Source organism: Flagellimonas oceani (assembly GCF_011068285.1).
Lineage (GTDB): Bacteria > Bacteroidota > Bacteroidia > Flavobacteriales > Flavobacteriaceae > Flagellimonas > Flagellimonas oceani.
The window spans coordinates 397893-416365 of the sequence record NZ_CP049616.1 but is presented as its reverse complement, the minus strand read 5'-3'; the positions used below and the strand labels follow the sequence as shown (position 1 = coordinate 416365).

General features: G+C 43.4%; 17 protein-coding genes. 3 read left to right on the top strand and 14 right to left on the bottom strand.

Annotation, left to right across the window (positions count from 1 at the left end; genetic code table 11):
• Positions 1-39: 39 nt before the first annotated feature.
• From GVT53_RS01950 to recR, 11 genes are all read right to left on the bottom strand, one after another.
• Complete coding sequence (locus GVT53_RS01950; RefSeq protein ID WP_166247170.1) at positions 40-1701, bottom strand: amidase family protein; 1662 nt, start codon at positions 1699-1701, stop codon at positions 40-42.
• A gap of 4 nt (positions 1702-1705) precedes the next feature.
• A complete protein-coding gene (gene ftsY / locus GVT53_RS01945) occupies positions 1706-2662 on the bottom strand; it encodes a signal recognition particle-docking protein FtsY (protein ID WP_166247169.1) in 957 nt (318 codons plus the stop codon).
• A gap of 168 nt (positions 2663-2830) precedes the next feature.
• Positions 2831-2983 (bottom strand): DUF4295 domain-containing protein, encoded by a 153-nt coding sequence (locus GVT53_RS01940; RefSeq protein ID WP_108245252.1) that lies wholly within the window; start codon positions 2981-2983, stop codon positions 2831-2833.
• Positions 2984-3021: 38 nt separating this feature from the next.
• Positions 3022-3204: a 50S ribosomal protein L33 gene (rpmG, locus tag GVT53_RS01935; protein WP_100817574.1), complete on the bottom strand. Its 183-nt coding sequence runs from the start codon at positions 3202-3204 to the stop codon at positions 3022-3024.
• 28 nt (positions 3205-3232) lie between these two features.
• A complete protein-coding gene (rpmB, locus tag GVT53_RS01930) occupies positions 3233-3460 on the bottom strand; it encodes a 50S ribosomal protein L28 (RefSeq protein WP_108245253.1) in 228 nt (75 codons plus the stop codon).
• Positions 3461-3534: 74 nt separating this feature from the next.
• Positions 3535-4785, bottom strand: coding sequence for a competence/damage-inducible protein A (locus GVT53_RS01925; RefSeq protein ID WP_166247168.1), 1251 nt, complete (start codon positions 4783-4785; stop codon positions 3535-3537).
• On the bottom strand, positions 4786-5124 hold the full coding sequence (locus GVT53_RS01920; protein ID WP_166247167.1) for an Hpt domain-containing protein: 339 nt from the start codon (positions 5122-5124) through the stop codon (positions 4786-4788).
• Positions 5124-5735 carry a fumarylacetoacetate hydrolase family protein gene (locus GVT53_RS01915; RefSeq protein WP_166247166.1) on the bottom strand — a complete coding sequence of 204 codons (612 nt, stop codon included), beginning with the start codon at positions 5733-5735 and terminating at the stop codon, positions 5124-5126. Before GVT53_RS01915 ends, GVT53_RS01920 begins: the two co-directional genes overlap by 1 nt.
• A 32-nt stretch (positions 5736-5767) precedes the next feature.
• Positions 5768-6541, bottom strand: coding sequence for a 3'-5' exonuclease (locus GVT53_RS01910; RefSeq protein ID WP_166247165.1), 774 nt, complete (start codon positions 6539-6541; stop codon positions 5768-5770).
• A gap of 72 nt (positions 6542-6613) precedes the next feature.
• Positions 6614-7978 (bottom strand): dihydrolipoamide acetyltransferase family protein, encoded by a 1365-nt coding sequence (locus tag GVT53_RS01905; protein ID WP_166247164.1) that lies wholly within the window; start codon positions 7976-7978, stop codon positions 6614-6616.
• Positions 7979-8057: 79 nt separating this feature from the next.
• Positions 8058-8678 (bottom strand): recombination mediator RecR, encoded by a 621-nt coding sequence (gene recR, locus GVT53_RS01900; protein ID WP_166247163.1) that lies wholly within the window; start codon positions 8676-8678, stop codon positions 8058-8060.
• Positions 8679-8754: 76 nt separating this feature from the next.
• Here recR and GVT53_RS01895 point away from each other — a divergent pair, with 76 nt between their 5' ends.
• Positions 8755-10242, top strand: a complete 1488-nt coding sequence (locus tag GVT53_RS01895) for a sodium:solute symporter (protein ID WP_166247162.1) — start codon at positions 8755-8757, stop codon at positions 10240-10242.
• On the opposite strand, the gene GVT53_RS01890 is transcribed toward GVT53_RS01895, so the two are convergent.
• Complete coding sequence (locus GVT53_RS01890; protein WP_166247161.1) at positions 10226-10585, bottom strand: CoA-binding protein; 360 nt, start codon at positions 10583-10585, stop codon at positions 10226-10228. The two genes, GVT53_RS01895 and GVT53_RS01890, sit on opposite strands and share 17 nt — an antisense overlap.
• 349 nt (positions 10586-10934) lie before the next feature.
• Between GVT53_RS01890 and GVT53_RS01885 the strand changes: the two genes are divergently transcribed.
• A complete protein-coding gene (locus GVT53_RS01885; RefSeq protein WP_166247160.1) occupies positions 10935-13385 on the top strand; it encodes a TonB-dependent receptor in 2451 nt (816 codons plus the stop codon).
• Positions 13386-13499: 114 nt separating this feature from the next.
• Here GVT53_RS01885 and GVT53_RS01880 read toward each other — a convergent pair whose 3' ends face one another.
• The gene (locus GVT53_RS01880) at positions 13500-14510 is read right to left on the bottom strand and encodes a 3-oxoacyl-ACP synthase III family protein (protein ID WP_166247159.1); all 1011 of its coding nucleotides are present in this window, start codon (positions 14508-14510) and stop codon (positions 13500-13502) included.
• 154 nt (positions 14511-14664) lie between these two features.
• On the opposite strand from GVT53_RS01880, the gene GVT53_RS01875 reads away from it, so the two are divergent.
• Complete coding sequence (locus GVT53_RS01875; protein ID WP_166247158.1) at positions 14665-17082, top strand: S9 family peptidase; 2418 nt, start codon at positions 14665-14667, stop codon at positions 17080-17082.
• A gap of 80 nt (positions 17083-17162) precedes the next feature.
• On the opposite strand, the gene GVT53_RS01870 is transcribed toward GVT53_RS01875, so the two are convergent.
• Complete coding sequence (locus GVT53_RS01870) at positions 17163-18473, bottom strand: ABC1 kinase family protein (protein WP_166247157.1); 1311 nt, start codon at positions 18471-18473, stop codon at positions 17163-17165.

Here is an 18473-nt window from a genome sequence, read left to right as displayed (position 1 = left end):
TGACTACAATTTTAATGGACATGTTTCTTTACCCAAAAGTTAGTCCTTATAGCCTTCTGGAATTTTCCTAGCCATGGTAAGTTCTTCAAATGCTTTTCCAATACGCAGTAGATGTGCTTCCGAGAAAGGTTTGCCGATAAAGGTCAAACTTTCCGGCTCACCATCGGCCTTATATCCCATCGGGATGGTCAATGCTGGATATTCGGCCACAGCGGCGTAACCTGCATGATAATTGTTGATGCTCAACACGGCATCGAGATTTTTCTCTTCCATTATTTTGAAAAAAGCGCTTCCCGATGCTTTCAAGTCCTTTTTTATTTTTTCAAATTGTTCCGCGGTGGTCGAATCGGCCAAAATACCATCAAAACGGGCTTGCCCATAAGGTATACGAACCAAGGAATCTTGCTTGTTGAAGGCAACCACATCTTCTACCGATTCTACTCGTACCGCATCCCTATCTTTTACCTCTGCGCTAAGATAAGCGGGCAAATCCTCTTCCATATCCAGATTCAACAAGGTGGTAAAACCTTCCAAGGGAATATTTTCTGGTTCAAATTCAACAATTTGAGCGCCAGCTTGCCGTAAAGCTTCGACGTTCGCAGCATAAATGGAATCCCGTTCCATTAAGTTCTTCATTACGCCAAGTCGAATCTCATTAAGGGATTCCGGGTTCATCCATGCGGATAAAATGCCCGGTTCCGCACTTACCGATTTATAATCTGCCTCGTCCTTGCCCAGCATGGCATCCAAGAGAATGGCATTATCGGTTACATTTTTGGTCATTGGGCCTGGCGTGTCCAACGTACTGGATATGGGCACGATCCCTGTTCGACTCAACAAACCGATGGTTGGTTTTAACCCCACCACTGAATTCTGACTGGATGGGGAAAGTATACTTCCTGAAGTTTCGGTTCCTACCGCACCTACGGCATAGTTGGCTGCTGTAGAAGTTCCACTGCCCGCGCTGGAACCACCCGTATCAAAAATCCTTCTTCCGTAGGGATTCAAGGTCTGTCCGCCAACAGCACTTTGGCCATTGGGGCATACCCCACAGATAAAATTGGCCCATTCACTTAGGTTTACCTTACCTAAAATAAGCGCCCCTTTTTGTTTTAAGCGCTCCACGATAAAGGCATCATCCGTCTGGTTTTCTTTAAGCGCGATGGCACCTGCCGTCGTCTTCATTTCGGCGGCTCCAATGTTATCCTTCAATAAAATGGGCATACCGTAAATAAGGTGATGGATATCCTTGCTTTCATCCAGTTGCCGTGCTTCCTCGAGCACATTTGGGTTCAATGCAATGATGGTATTTAGGGTAGTATTGTTGGGCAATTCGTATTTGTAGATGCGGTGCAGATAAAACAACACCAAATCTTCATAGGTAAAAGTACCTGCATCGATTTGGTTTTGAATGGATGGGATATCTTGCTCCAAGACCAAAGGCTTCATTTTCTCATATTGCTCCTCGGTGAATTGGGACACCTCATCATACAGAGGTAAAAACACCTCATTTTTATCCAACACTTTACTTTGGATGAATTTGTATCGCATCCGCTCGTTCTCATTGTCCGCACTGGCTGCCACTTCAGCAGAATCGTTATAAGGTGTCCAGAGAACAATATCTTCCTTGGGTTCGGCTTCCTTCTGTTTACAAGAAATAGAACCAATCAATAATAAAGAAAAAAGAAGATATCTGAACATAAGTCTAAATTTTGAAGAATGAATCCACAAACTCATATTTATTGAACACCTGAAGGTCTTCAATACCCTCGCCGACGCCAATATATTTTACCGGAATCTGGAATTGGTCAGAAATACCGATGACCACGCCTCCTTTGGCGGTACCGTCCAATTTGGTCACAGCCAAGCTGGTCACTTCGGTAGCCTTGGTAAATTGTTTGGCCTGTTCAAAAGCATTCTGCCCTGTAGACCCATCCAGTACCAAAAGTACTTCGTGAGGGGCATCTGGAACCACTTTTTGCATAACGCGCTTTACTTTGGACAGCTCGTTCATTAAATTGACTTTATTGTGCAAACGACCAGCAGTATCGACCAATACAACATCAGCATTTTCAGCGACTGCGGAATTTAGGGTATCAAACGCTACGGAAGCGGGGTCACTCCCCATTTTTTGCTTTACAATGGGCACATCTACTCGTTTTGCCCAAACCTCCAATTGGTCAATGGCAGCGGCACGGAACGTATCGGCCGCCCCAAGAACCACTTTCATTCCCTTTCCTTTTAACTTATGGGCCAGTTTCCCGATAGTGGTCGTTTTTCCAACACCGTTTACGCCTACCACCATAATTACGTATGGTTTTTTATCCTTTGGTATGCTTATTTCGGTTTCTTCACCGGTATGGGTCTCAGAGAGCAACCCCGCTATTTCCTCGCGAAGAATGGTATTGAGTTCGTCGGTACCCATGTATTTGTCGCGAGACACACGCTCTTCAATCCGCTCGATGATTTTTAGGGTTGTATTTACGCCCACATCGGAAGTGACCAGCACCTCTTCCAGATTGTCCAGCACCTCATCATCTACCTTTGACTTACCCGCTACGGCCTTCCCCAGTTTGCCAAAAAAGCTGGTCTTGGATTTTTCGAGTCCCTTGTCCAAGGTCTCCTTTTTATCCTTTGAAAATATATTTTTGAATAAGCTCATCCTGTGTTCTTTGAGAATGGTCAAAGATAGGAAAGTAAGGGGAGTTTTGTTAACACTAAATTCCTTTGAAATGCCATAGCAACTCCGAGTTGGAGCATCAAAGGAAAATTAAGGGAATAAAAAAAGCCGCTAAAAGCGGCCTCGATATTGTTTATAAGGGATTTTTCCTTATTTGCTGTTCAACCAGTCATTCACCATTTCCGGTGCCATTACAGACTCTACAAAAGTGTAAGCCCCTGTTTTGGGAGATTTTACCATTTTTATGGCTTTGGTCAATCTCTTGGATGATGACTGAAGTGTTGCTACTGTTTTCTTTGCCATGGCTTATATTTTTCTGCCTTTTACTTTGTAAAAAGCGATTACTTAATTTCTTTATGAACGGTCATACGCTTAAGGATAGGATTGTACTTTTTGATTTCCATCCTATCTGGCGTGTTCTTCTTGTTCTTTGTGGTAATGTATCTAGAAGTACCTGGCATACCAGATTCCTTGTGCTCTGTACACTCTAAAATTACCTGAACCCTATTTCCTTTCTTTGCCATTGTATTGTACTTATAATGCTTTTACAACTTACTTTTTGGAATTGATTTCCTTCAAGACAGCAGAGATTCCTTTTTTGTTGATGATTTTCAACCCACGGGCAGAAACGTTCAAGGTTACCCAACGATCTTCCTCTGGAATATAAAACCTCTTCTTGGAGATATTTGAATCAAATCTCCTTTTTGTCTTATTGATAGAAAAGGAAACGTTGTTTCCAAACATCACCTTTTTTCCTGTTACTTCACAAACTTTAGACATCTCCCTAACTATTTGAGTGATTTTATTGAGGCTGCAAATTTATACCATTTTACTGGGACGTACAAAATTCTTTTTCAGAAATTTAAAATTTCTTTGTACAAGAGCTCAAAAGCCTTGTTTACAGACTTTTTCACGACCCTGTCCCGATGCTTTCCCATCACGAATTTTTGGGCAAAAGCACCTTTTGGGGTAGCAATTCCAATATAAACGGTCCCAACCTCGGCATCGGAATCTCCCTTGGCGGGCCCCGCATTGCCAGTGGTGGCTATGGAGAAATCGGTTACCAACTTATTTTTAACGCCAATTGCCATGGCAATGGCGACTTCTTCGCTCACTACGGAATGTTGGTCAATGAGTTCTTGCGGAACCCCCAACAAATTCACTTTGGCCTCGGTCGCATAGCAGACCATACTACCTTTAAAGTAGGCGGACGCCCCGGGAACGGAAGTCAGTCGTTCGGCAATACTGCCCCCCGTAAAACTTTCTGCGGTGGACAAGCTCATTTTTTTATCGGTAAGCAGTGTACCTATCTGTTTTTCGACCCTTCCATCTTCCTCCTCTTCCCCGTAAATAATATCACCAATAATAGGATAGAGTTTTTTTACCTGCGCTTCAATACCCTGCAACAGCGCTTCCTTATCCGTGCCCTTAGCAGAAAGTCGAAGCCTTACACTACCTATATTCGGCAGATAGGCAAATTTGATGAATGACGGCAGATTATCTTCCCAGTGCTCGAGCTTTTCGGCAATCGCACTCTCCCCCATTCCATAAGTCAGTATGGTCTTGTGGACAATATGCGGCCGCTCATATTCTTCAATGATTTTTGGCAACACCGATTTTTTGATGAGATTCATCATTTCGTAGGGCACTCCGGGAAGGGAAACAAAAGCTGTTTCGCCTTTTTTCATCCAAATGCCCGGGGCTGTTCCAAACTCGTTGTGCAGCACCGTTGCTTTTGAAGGCACCATGGCCTGTTCCCGGTTCAAATCGGAAATGGGCGTGGTGATGTATTTTTTGAAAAGCTCCTCAATATGATGTAGCACCGAATCGTCCCGCACCAGTTCATCGTCAAAAAATTCGCAAAGGGTATGTTTGGTAACATCGTCCTTTGTTGGTCCCAGACCTCCCGTGATGATGACCACCGAAGAACGCTCACCAGCCTCTTTCAAGGACTTAAGTATATGCTCCCTGTCATCTTGAATCGACGTTATCTGATAAACGGAGACCCCAATTTTGTTCAGTTCTTTGGAAATAAATGCTGAATTGGAATCTACAATCTGTCCAATGAGAATCTCGTCCCCAATGGTGATTATCTCGGCCTGCATCTAAAGATCGAAGTCGTTTTTAAGTTCAGAGACCACTTGGAGCACATCCTTTTTCAACAAAGGAAACTTTTGTTCAATTTCCTCCATGCTACCGGTTGCCTTACCGAGCGTTTCTATTTCCAAGGCCTTGGCCCTTGTTTGCTCCATACCCAAAATATCCACATTGGGCTTAATTTTATGGGCCAACTTATATATATTTTCATAGTCCTTGCAACCTATCGCCTTTTCCAGGCTTTCTAGGTCTTCAGGAACTTCTTCCAAAAAAACGGAAATTACCGAGGTAATAAACTCCTCGTCACCTTCCGCCATTTCATTTATTTTATCGAGGTTGTAAATCATTATTTTACATTAATATCAAACATTTGCTCACCTTCCAATGTACCCACAAGGTAGTCATTTGGGCTTACTTTACCAACACCGGCAGGAGTGCCGGTAAAGATGATATCACCTTTTTTCAACATAAAATAAGTTGATATGTGGGCTATAATTTCATCTATCTTCCACAGCATCAAAGAGGTATTCCCTGCTTGGACGGTTTCATTATTTTTTGAGAGTGAAAAACGCACGTTGTCCAAATCTTCAAACTTGTCCTTTGGCAGCCATTTCCCGACTACGGCCGCTCCATCGAACCCTTTCGCCTTTTCCCAAGGCAGGCCCTTGGATTTTAATTTGGATTGAAGGTCCCTTGCCGTAAAATCAATGCCCAATCCAACTTCATCATAATATTTATGGGCAAATTCCTTGGAAATGTGCTTACCTACTTTTTTGATTTTCACCAAAACTTCCACTTCGTAGTGCACGTCTTCGGAAAATTCGGGGATATAAAAATCCTGCTCCTTGGGCAAGATGGCGGAATCCGGTTTGATAAAAACCACAGGTTCGTCCGGACGCTCATTACTGAGTTCATTTATGTGGTCTACATAATTGCGTCCTATACAAATCAGTTTCATAATTTGTTTATGGGGGTTAACGCTTGTTTATTTTAAATTTTGTTGTTGAGCTTGCTCAACTTTATCTGGGTAAGTACTTTTTTGGTGTACAATGGGAAATCGGCGTTCAAAATCCAGCCGAAATAACCGGGCTCTTTCTCCATCACCTCATCCACTGTTCTTCCTTTATGTTTCCCGAAGGCAAAAATCGGTTCCTCGTTCTCATTGAGACCGATAAAGCCTGCAAAATCAAGATTCTGTCTTCGGGTAGTGAACTCCGACAGTTTTTTCACGTCGTTTTCAAGTTCCGGATACCGCTCCAACTGTGCCAACAACACTTCGTAGGTTGCCAAAGTATCGGCTTCGGCACTATGGGCATCATCCAAATTCTTATCACAGTAAAACTTGTACGCAGCTTCCAGGGTGCGCTTTTCCATTTTATGGAAAATGGTCTGCACGTCAACGGACACCATGCGTTTCATATCAAAATCCACATCGGCACGCAGCATCTCCTCGGCCAAAAGCGGAATATCGAACCTATCGGAATTGAACCCTCCCAGGTCACTATCGCGAATCATCGCATAGATTTCCTTGGATAATTGCTTAAACGTTGGCTCGTTGGCCACTTTTTCATCGGAAATCCCATGAATGGCTTCGGATTCTGCCGGAATGGGCATCTCCGGGTTTACCAACCATGTTCTACTTTCTTTATTTCCGTTCGGATAGACCTTTAGAATGGAAATCTCTACAATCCTATCCTTCGCAACGTTGGTCCCAGTGGTCTCCAAGTCAAAAAAACAGATAGGTTTGGTCAATTGTAATTGCATGTGGGGCGTTTTAAATAAGGTTCACTTGGCTTCTAAATTAAGCATAGTGACAGGAATATGAACGGTTTTCTGCTATATTTCCCTGTTTATGTCCCAAGCTTCCAAATAATCGGCCACTGCCTTTACGAACATTCCGCCCAACGCACCGTTGACCACTCGGTGATCATAACTGTGCGAGAGGTACATTTTGCTACGGATACCGATGTACTCTCCTTGGTCGGTCTCTATGACGGATGGCAGCTTTCTGATGGCTCCCAATGCCAGAATCCCAACTTGAGGTTGATTGATAATGGGCGTTCCGAAAACACTTCCGAAGGAACCAACATTGGTCACCGTATATGTACCATCCTTAACTTCGTCGGGTTTTAGCTTGTTGTTTCTTGCCCTTTCTGCCAGGTCGTTCACGGTTTTGGCCATGCCCACCAAGTTCAATTGGTCCGCATTTTTGATTACGGGCACGATCAAGTTACCATCGGGCAGGGCGGCTGCCATTCCCAAGTTGATGTTTTTCTTTTTGATGACCTTGTCCCCATCCAAAGAGATGTTCATCAATGGATATTTTTTAAGGGCCATGGCCACAGCTTCCATAAATATGGGCGTAAAGGTCAATTTTTCGCCTTCCCGCTGTTGGAATGCATTTTTCACCTTGTTTCTCCAATTCACCACATTGGTCACGTCCACCTCTACAAAGCTCTGCACGTGCGCGGACGTTGATACACTCTCGATCATGTGATGGGCGATCAATTTGCCCATGCGGGTCAACGGAATTACCTCATCTCCTGCTCCAACATGGATTTTGGATTCTTTTGGTTTATCGGCAACCGTCTCTTTTGGTGCTGCAGGTGCATCTGCTTTTTCTGGCTTGGCTTCAGGTCTGGGTTGGGCCTCCTCTTTTGTTTGGCTTCCGTTGGAACGATTTTCCAAGTAGGCCATAATATCATTTTTAGTGACCCTGCCTTCTTTACCGGTGCCGGCAATGGCCTCCAATTCGTCCATGGAAACATTCTCTTCCTTGGCTATATTTTTCACCAAAGGTGAATAGAATCGTTCTGAACTTGAATAATCGGGTACCGGAGCTGAAACAGATTCCTTTACACTGGCCATTTGGGTCTCCAGCTCCCTTGCAGGCGCTTCCACGGAAACCTCTTCCTTAACATCGTCCTCAGAACTATCTTCTGTGGCAAGCTCAACTTCTCCTTCAATTTGAATTACGGCAACGACTTCACCTACTTTTATCACATCATCTACATCGAACCGCTTTTCCACCAACACCCCATCTACTTCACTGGGAACTTCGGAATCCACTTTGTCGGTGGCAATTTCAAAGACGGCTTCGTCCATCTCTATGGTATCGCCGACTTCCTTCAACCAGTTGGTCAAAGTAGCTTCTGCGACACTTTCTCCCATTTGCGGTAATTTCAATTCAAATTTTGACATATTCGTATTTATCAAAGTGATTTTGATTTGTATTTTACAAAAATACTAAAGAAATCGACTTATTTTTGATTTATGTTCACTAATTCGCTTTCATCGAACTTTCAAAAGGCACTCTATTGATGATACTCCTGCCCAAAGTTACTTCATCTGCATATTCCAATTCATCGCCCACCGAAATTCCCCTGGCGATTGTAGAGGTGGTCACCTCCAAACCTTCCAGTTGTTTGTAAATATAAAAATTAGTGGTGTCTCCTTCCATAGTAGAGCTTAGGGCCAATATCAATTCTTTAATGGTACCGTCCCTCACTTTCTTCACCAATGAAGCGATATTCAGGTCCTGCGGCCCCACACCTTCCATGGGTGAGATTTTGCCGCCCAATACATGGTAGAGCCCATTATATTGAGAGGTGTTCTCAATGGCCATTACATCCCTGATGTCCTCCACCACACATACCAAGGTTTCGTCCCGTTTGGGATTTGCGCATATTTCGCACACTTCGGTATCGGAAATATTATGGCAGTTTTTACAAAAATTGACCTCGCTCTTCAATTTCAGCAGCGCATGGGCCAGCAGTTCGGTCCTTTCCTCGGGCTGTTTTAACAGATGGAGCACCAAACGTAATGCCGTACGTTTACCGATTCCCGGCAACTGCGACATTTCGTAAACTGCGTTTTCCAATAGCTTCGACGAAAATTCCATAGCATCAATTCTCTTGCAAAATTACAATTTTAGAGTTACCAATTTACTTTCGTACTTTGCAAATCAAAATACATGTATGTCGGCCACACAAATTTTGTTGCTGATCGGCGCCTATTTCTTGGTGCTGATCCTTATATCTTATTTTACCGGTAAAAACGATTCCAATGCCGATTTTTTTAAGGCAGGCAAACAATCACCATGGTATATTGTTGCTTTTGGAATGGTAGGCGCCTCTTTATCGGGCGTAACTTTTATATCGGTTCCTGGATGGGTGGGCGATAGCCAATTAACGTATATGCAAGTGGTGCTGGGCTACCTGTTCGGGTATTTTGTGGTGGCATTTGTACTCTTGCCCCTATACTACAAGCTCAACCTCACCTCTATTTACGAATATTTGCATGATCGTTTTGGAAAAGTGAGCCACCGTACCGGCGCATTTTTCTTTTTTATATCGAGGGTTTTGGGTGCGGCGTTCCGGTTATATTTGGTGGCCATTGTTTTACAGCAATTTGTTTTTGATGACCTAGGGGTCCGTTTTGAAGTCACAGTGGTGATTTCCATTTTATTGATTTGGCTCTACACCAACAAGGGAGGGATAAAAACCATTGTTTGGACGGATACTTTGCAGACACTCTTTATGATCGTCGCAGTGATTCTTTCCATTGTGATGATCAATCAGGAATTGGGTTGGAGTTTTGGGGAATTTTTGACTTCGGATGCCCTAAAAAATTATGATGACTTTTTGGTGACCGATAACTTTTTGGACAAAAATTATTTTATCAAATCCTTTGTCGGGGGGATGTTCGTTACCATTTGTATGACGGGCCTGGATCAAGATATGATGCAAAAGAACCTTACCTGTAAATCTTTGAAGGATGCCCAAAAGAACATGGTTTCCTTTAGTTTTGTGCTGGTAGGCGTTACATTTTTGTTCATGTTGTTGGGCGCGCTGCTCTACATTTTTGCAACAAGGGACGGTATTTCCATTCCCTTGATGGACGGCACTCCCAAAACCGACCTTTTGTTCCCCGAAATTGCTTTGAACGGCGGCCTGGGATTGGCCTTGGCCATTACTTTTATGCTCGGCTTGATCGCTGCTGCCTACAGTAGCGCGGATAGTGCGCTTACTTCGTTGACCACCTCCTTTTGTGTGGACTTTTTAAATGTTCAACAAAAAGGCGAAAAGGAACAAAAACGCATTAGAAAACGTACCCATATTGCAATGAGCGTTGTACTGGTGATCGTGATCATCGCGTTTAAATACATACTGAGCAGTAATGTCATCGACAGTCTGCTTACAGTAGCAGGTTATACCTATGGCCCGCTCTTGGGACTTTTTGCGTTCGGGATTCTTACCAAACACAAAATAAAGGACAGTTATGTATGGGCCGTTGCCCTTGCCTCGGTTATTGCCATTGTTTTGATCGCCAATATCCCGGCGGAGTATTTGGGCGGTTATCAGGTTGGCTATGAATTGTTACCACTCAACGGATTGTTGACATTTATTGGTTTGTGGTTTATCCGCACCAAAGAACCAAATTCCAAAACTAATATTGTCCAGTAGCCAAGAGTACCAACGTACAGGCCACTTCTACCTGAATACCAGCATTTTCAAGGATTTTATAGAATTCTGGATTTTCCGTTCCAGGGTTAAAAATCACGCGCCTGGGTTTTAAACCAACGATTTGTTGATAATATTCTTTTTGATTTTTTGGGCCTAGGTATAAAGTTACGGTATCAATATTTTGAAAATCAACCAAGTTGTCTTTAATTTGTACCCCTGATACAGTTCCCCCACGTATCCCAAATGCGGTCGTTTCAATATTGTTGTCGACCAACCTACGAATTGCTGTGTTACTGTATCTTCCCGGGTTTGTAGAAGCCCCTACGACAAGTGTCTTTTGCATTTGTTAATTTTTGTGTTAAACTTATTATAGACTGTAATTTTTAAGCATAAAAGTCGTCTATTATTCATATATTAAAGTCATTGGTAAGACTGTATTTTTATAGTTAATGGTTAGTGTTTAGTATAGCTTATCAATGTATAACCCCGGTAACTTTACCGGGGTTTCTTCTTTTTTACAGATATCCCAATAGTCTTCTTAAAGCATGGTTCCTTACAAAGTTGAGGCAATTCAGGACGCTTAATTGTTAAAGGATGTTAAAATAAGTTTTACCTGTAACATTCATGAACCTGCGGCGTCTTAACAGTGACATCAATCATCAATCAATCATCAATCAAAAAACGAACTACTCATGAGACATGTGAGCCTTCTATTTGCACTATTGCTGTGCATGACCTCCCCATTTTTAACTTTTGCCAACGACCCGGGCGATGCCCTGGGAGTGATCAACGGTAAAGTTATCGATGACATCTCCAATCAACCCATTGCCTATGCTGCCGTAGTGATCAAATCAGAGGATGGTTCCCAGACCATTACCGGTGGAATTACCACAGAGGACGGAAATTTTGAAATTGACAAACTGCCCGATGGCACATTTATTTTTGAAGTACAGTACATCGGCTATAAAACACATTCCCAAAAACTAGTGATCGCCAAGGGCAAACGAACCCATGATCTGGGCACCGTTGTGCTGGTCGAAGAGACCAAAGAACTGGAAGGCGTGGAATTGGTGGCCGAACGTACCACCATTGAACAACGCGTGGACCGAAAGGTCATTAATGTAGGTAAAGATTTGACCACCGCAGGTGCTTCGGCATCCGACATTATGAACAACATACCCTCCGTTAACGTAGATTCCCAAACAGGGGATATCACCTTGCGGGGAAACTCGAACGTAAGGGTTATGGTAGATGGAAAACTCTCCAACGTTCCCGTGGCCCAATTGCTCAAGCAGATTCCGTCCACATCAATTAAATCCATAGAACTCATTACCAATCCATCCGCAAAGTATAATCCCGAGGGCATGAGCGGAATCATAAACATAGTGCTTCACAAAAATGCGAACATAGGCTTTAACGGTAACGTGAACATGGGGCTCACCAAGGGTATCGAAGCCAAGTTCAACAGTTCCATCGATTTGAATTACCGGAACGGCAAATTCAATTTCTACGGCAACTATGGCAACAATATTGGCAAATGGGTGAACGATGGTAGTATTCTCCGTGTGGACGAGAACTCGCGTCAAAAGTTTGACTTTTTCAACAATAACAAATCGCACCTGTATAAATTGGGAGTCGATTTCTACTTGAACGACAAAAACACCATTTCCTTTTTTACCAACCAGAATATTTATGAAGGAGAAGGAACCGGTGAGACCGCCGTATCCTATTTTAACGATCCTTCGCGCAACGTTACCCAGTTGTTCTTGGATGACTCCAACAACAACAGTGAACAATATAATTTTGATTATAAGCTCGATTTTAACAAGGAGGGCCACAACATTGAATTGGAAGTGGACCATAACCGCTTCGAAAGTGAACAAGATGCCGATTTTAGGTCTATCGGAGCCTCTACCTATCCCGATTATATGGATTTTGTGGATACGGAACGCACCCAGACCACGGCCAATTTGGACTACGTCAATCCTTTGGACAGTATTTCCAAACTCGAGCTTGGACTGGAATCCAGAAATTTTGAGACCATCGTGGATTACTCCTCAACAGGGCAATCTTTCAACTCCAACGGCACACTGGTACCTACGCCATCCACAAAATTTGTGTACGATATGGATATTTACTCAGCGTACGCCACCTTTGGACAGTCCTACGAAAAATGGTCCTACCAAATGGGCGTTCGCATAGAAGATGTCCAGGTCAAGGCAGACACCAATGCCATACGTGCCTTTACCGACGATTACACCCAAGTTTACCCCTCAGCATTTGTAACGTACAAACCCAATGATAAGGACCAGGTACAAGTCAGTTACAGCCGACGTGTGGACAGGCCCGGATTACAACAGGTAAATCCCATACGTGAATTTGCGACACCTTTGATCTCCTCGTTCGGAAACCCGAATTTGGTTCCACAGTTCACAAGCTCTTACGAAGCGAATTACACGAAAAGAATAAAAAATGGAAGCATCACAGGGGGCGTTTTCTACAGAAGTATTTCCGACGAGATCAACCGGGCCGTTTATGTGGACCGCCTGGACCTGAACAAGACCATACTGACCTTTGATAATTTTGACAAAACTTCCGCTTACGGAGTGGAACTTTCCACCAATTATAAACCTTTAAAATGGTGGAACATCAATGGCAGCTTTGACCTGTTCTCCCAGACCCAACGTGGGCTTACCGAAACGCTGAACACAACGGACCCAAATCCGAGCGAGGACGATATTGTAGAACAACGGGTAAAGGTGGACAACACCGCTTGGAACCTAAGAATGAACAATAGTTTCACCGTAACAAAAGCATTGACGTTTCAGGCATTTGGTTTTTACCGAGGCCGCAACAAGAGCATACAGTTCAATGCCGAGCCCATGTACTTTGTCAATTTAGGGGCCCGATACAGCTTTGCCGAAGGCAAGGGAACACTGAGCCTTAATTATAACGACATTTTCAACACGATGCGATTTGCTTTCGAGGGAGAATATCCCTACGCACAAGAAGGTGCCTTTAACTGGGAGAGCAATAATGTGTACGTTGGATTGTCCTACCAGTTTGGAAGCGGAAAAAACCGCGCCAAACAACGTAAAAGAAGAGATAGCGATACCAAACAAGGCGGCGGCGGAATCCTTTAAAATATATTGATGCTTCATATTCGAGTGTTGGTTGGTTATCTTGTGAGAGCATCAATCAAAAACCCCGATCCAAACGGACCGGGGTTTTACTTTTAATTGTATATGGTTGATTTTCTACCAACGGATGATTACACTGCCCCAAGTAAAGCCACTTCCAAAGGCGGCAAGCACTACAAGGTTACCTTCCTCGATTTTTCCGGCCTCCCAAGCCTCCGTCAATGCAATGGGAATGGATGCGGCAGTTGTGTTACCGTACTTCATGATATTGTTGAAGACTTGATCATCCTTTAATCCAAACTTGTTCTGTATAAATTGAGAGATTCTTAGATTGGCCTGATGCGGAATCAACATATCTATATCAGTGGGTGCCAGACCATTTTTGCCAAGTCCCTCCATAATCACCTCACTGAAGCGGACCACGGCATTCTTGAAAACGAATTGTCCGTTCATGTGAGGATAATAAGAAGTATCCTCCGGATCCTTATCCTCGATAATATCGGTGACCCAACGCTTGCCCATACCGGGCGCGATCAACGAAAGTTCCTCTGCATGTTGTCCTTCGGAATGTAAATGGGTGGAAAGAATGCCTTTGGAGGTATCTTCCTCTCTAGTTAAAACGGCAGCTCCCGCACCATCACCAAAAATAACGGACACTCCCCTGCCCCGTGTGGTCATATCCAGACCACGGGAATGAAGTTCAGAACCAACGACCAATATGTTTTTGTACATTCCTGTTTTAATATACTGGTCCGCAACGGAAATTCCGTACACAAAACCAGAGCATTGGTTACGGACATCCAAGGCCCCAACGGTTCGTTTCAATCCCAAATCGCGTTGTACCAACACACCTGGCCCAGGAAAATAATAGTCGGGACTAAGGGTGGCAAAAACGATAAAATCGATTTCATCCTTATCGATACCTGCACGCTCAATGGCCTTTTTGGCCGCTTCCACGCCCATAGAGGTCGTAGTTTCGGTATCTTTTACAACATGACGCCGCTCTTTGATCCCCGTACGCTCTTGTATCCATTCATCATTTGTGTCCATCATTTTAGACAAATCATCATTAGTGACCACATTCTCAGGGACGTAAAATCCTAACCCGGCAATCTTGGAATTGTACATTTAATTTAATTTAGATAGAAAAAAGATAGTTAGAATTTGAAAATTAGCAAATATCCTCGCCAAATATTCATTATTCCGCCAAAATAATACTTTTTAAAAGTTGTACTTTTAAAAAATCAAAAAACTTAATTCGTTAAACTATCAAATAAGGATCATGAAAAATTATCTCTGGGTATTTTGGACCATTTTGTCCATTTGCTTTGTACAGGCACAGGAAAAATTAAGTTACCAAAAACCTTCGGAAGAAATACTCGAACTTGTCAACGCACCTTTGGCACCCAGTGTGCTGATCACGGATGATGGCAAATATATGGTACTCCTCTACAGGGACTACTACAAGACCATCGCCGAATTATCGGAAACGGAGCTTAGATTGGCCGGCCTTCGCATCAACCCCAAGACCAACATTGGGAGCCGCACCAATTATTACAACAACATCATTGTTAAAGAAGTGGGCAACAACGAGGGCACACAAGTACAGGGACTCTCCGAAAATCCAAGATTGGCCAATTTTAATTGGTCGCCGGACCAGTCCAAAATTGCATTCACCAATACCACATCCAACGGTGTTGAGGTCATGGTTCTCGATTTAAAGTCCGCCAAGGCCACTGCCATTACGGAAACCAATGTAAATGCCAACATGAGGGACATCATCAATTGGTTCAAGGATGGTGAGTCCGTTTTGGTCAAAATGCTACCGGATGACAGAAAACCATTGATCAATACCAATGAAGCTGTGCCGGAAGGCCCCACCATTTCTACCAATGATGGCAAAAAAGCGCAGAACAGAACCTATCAGGATTTGTTGAAAAACCCGAACGATGAATTTAATTTTGAGCAATTGGCCCGTTCCGAGCTCTACAAAGTTCAAATGGACGGTACCAAGACCAAGTGGAAAGATGCCGACCTGTATACAAGTATCAGCTTCTCCCCAGATGGCGAGTATGTAATGACGGTCACTTTGGACAAGCCATTCTCCTACTTGGTTCCCTACTATAGGTTTCCGAACACTACCACCGTTTACAAAAAAGACGGAAGCAAGGTAAAAACACTTTTGGAGGTCCCCCTTATCGAAGACCTTCCCAAAGGCTTTATGGCCGAAAGAACCGGTATGCGTGATATAAGCTGGCGAAACGATAAACCGGCCACCATAATTTATGTAGAAGCGCTGGATGGTGGCGACCCGGAAAACGAAGTCGATTACCGCGATGAAGTATTCCAACTGGAGGCGCCTTTTGATGGAAAGGGAGAATCCATCCTAAAAACCAAGAACAGATTCAGCTACATTCAATGGGGGAACGATGATCTGGCCATTGCGCACGATCGTTGGTGGAACGACAGAAACACCAAAACCTATCTTTTTGACCCCTCCAACCCTTCAGCGGGAGCCAAGATCATTGAGGACAGAAACTATCAAGATGTGTACAGCGACCCAGGGAATTTTGTCACAAAAAGAAATGAAAATGGCAGTTGGGTACTCTCCTTGGACAAAAACAACAATGCCTATTTGATCGGCGATGGCTATACCGAAGAAGGACAGTTCCCCTTTGTGGATAAAATTAATTTGGAGAACCTTAAAAAAACGAGGCTATATACCTCAAAGCTTGAAGATAAGCTGGAAAACTTGATAGAATACGACCCTAAAAAAGACCAATTGTTGGTGCGCATCGAATCCGCCAACGAATACCCGAACTATTACTATAAGAGTTTGATCAAGAGAAGAGGGCCCGTTCAGTTGACCAATTTTGAGAACCCCTACAAAAGCATTCAAAACGTACACAAAGAAGTGATCACATATAAGAGGGATGACGGATTGGAGCTTTCTGGAACTTTATACCTTCCTGTTGGGTACGACATGGAGAAAAAAGAAAAAATGCCAATGATTCTTTGGGCCTATCCAAGAGAGTACAAGGACAAGAACAGTGCTTCGCAGAACACATCCAATCCCAACGAATTCACCTATCCGTATTGGGGTTCGCCCATTTATTGGGTAACCAAAGGTTACGTGGTACTGGATGATGCCGCCTTCCCAATTATCGGCGAAGGAGACGAACAACCCAACGACACCTTTAGAAGTCAACTCGTAGCAAATGCCAAAGCAGCTATCGACGCTGTGGACGAACTTGGTTACGTGGATACGGAGCGAGTTGCCGTAGGCGGACATAGTTACGGTGCGTTTATGGTGGCCAACCTACTGTCACATTCCGATTTGTTCGCTGCAGGAATTGCGAGAAGCGGTGCCTACAATAGGACACTTACACCTTTTGGTTTCCAGAGCGAGGAAAGGAACTATTGGGAAGCTCCCGAGGTGTACTATACCATGTCCCCTTTTATGCACTCTGAAAAAATGAAAACACCATTACTTTTGATTCACGGAGAAGCGGATAACAATTCTGGGACCTATCCCATGCAGAGTGAGCGCTATTTCAATGCTCTAAAAGGATTGGGGGCAACCGTTAGATTGGTAATGCTGCCCAAAGAAAGCCACGGATACAGGGCCAAGGAAAGCATCCTACATTTGTTATGGGAGCAAGATCAATGGTTGGATAAATATGTAAAGCAGAAAAAATAGACAACTAAATTTGCTTCAAACAAAAATCCCGTTCATTGGACTACCACTGAACGGGATTTTTTTATTTCCAATGGAGGAAATCAATCCATATATGTTTTGTAGGAGTTCACATCTACTTTAGCCCTTAAGTCATGAAGAAGATTGTACAGCCCAAAAAACGTGCGGTTGATGTACAAAAAGTGTTTGGAACCTCTGTTTCCGTTCATTTTTCGGATTTGCTCGTCTTTGGAATAGCGTTCACTGAGATTTGCAATTTTAGACCAGAACCCTTCGTCGCCAAAGTCAAAAGTATCTTTATGAAAAGGAGAAGTGAAAATAGTCAGCATTTCTTTAAAAAGCGCTTTAAAAAATTTTAGTTCTTCTTCGGAGTCGGTTGGCGTCAAGATTTCCAGTTCGTACAATTTCTCCATGAAGATTTTATCATTGTTGATATTCTCCTCCTTGGCCAGTTCAAAATAAGGAACATAAAAATCGTCTGGAATCTGCTTGATGCAACCAAAATCGATGGCTATCAACTTACCGTTATCACTTACCAAAAAATTACCTGGATGCGGGTCTGCATGCACCCTTCTCAATTTATGGATCTGGAACATGTAAAAATCCCAAAGGGCCTGGCCAAGGGTATTCCCAAGTCCAGCATCAAAGTCCGTTCGGGTAAATTCACCCAAGTGTATTCCTTCCATCCAATCCATCGTCAAAATACGCTCGCTTGAAAGTTCTCGGTAATATTTTGGAAATTCCATATTTGGAATCACGGAACAAGCTTTGGTAATCTCATCGCTTTGCTCCAACTCCAAAATATAATTGGTCTCCTCGATAAGTTTATGCTCTACCTCTTTAAAATATTTTTCGGAGTCCTTTCCCTTTAGATTGAACATTTTAATGGCCACCGGCTTCACCAAGGCCAAATCGCTACTGATGCTTTCCGCAACACCTGGATATTGGATTTTGACCGCCAATTTTTTTCCATCCTTTTCCGCACGGTGCACCTGTCCTATGCTGGCAGCGTTTACAGAATCTTTTTCAAACTCATCAAAAATTTCTTCGGGATATTTGTCCAAATACTTTTTGAAGGTCTTGCGTACCAAGGGTGCGGACAACGGAGGCACTGAGAACTGGGAAAGGGAAAACTTCTCCACATAGGCCCGTGGCAAGAGGTTCTTCTCCATGCTGAGCATCTGTGCCACCTTAAGGGCACTGCCCTTTAAACTTTTAAGCCCATCGTAAATATCCTCTGCATTGTCTTGGTCCAAGGAATCCTTGGAGGTTTGCGGGTCCACTAGCTTTTTACCGTAGTATTTTACATAGTTCCCGCCTATTTTCACCCCGGTCTTTACCAGCTTTCCGGCGCGTTCTATTTTCCCCGTGGGAATGGTATCCAAACTTTTCAT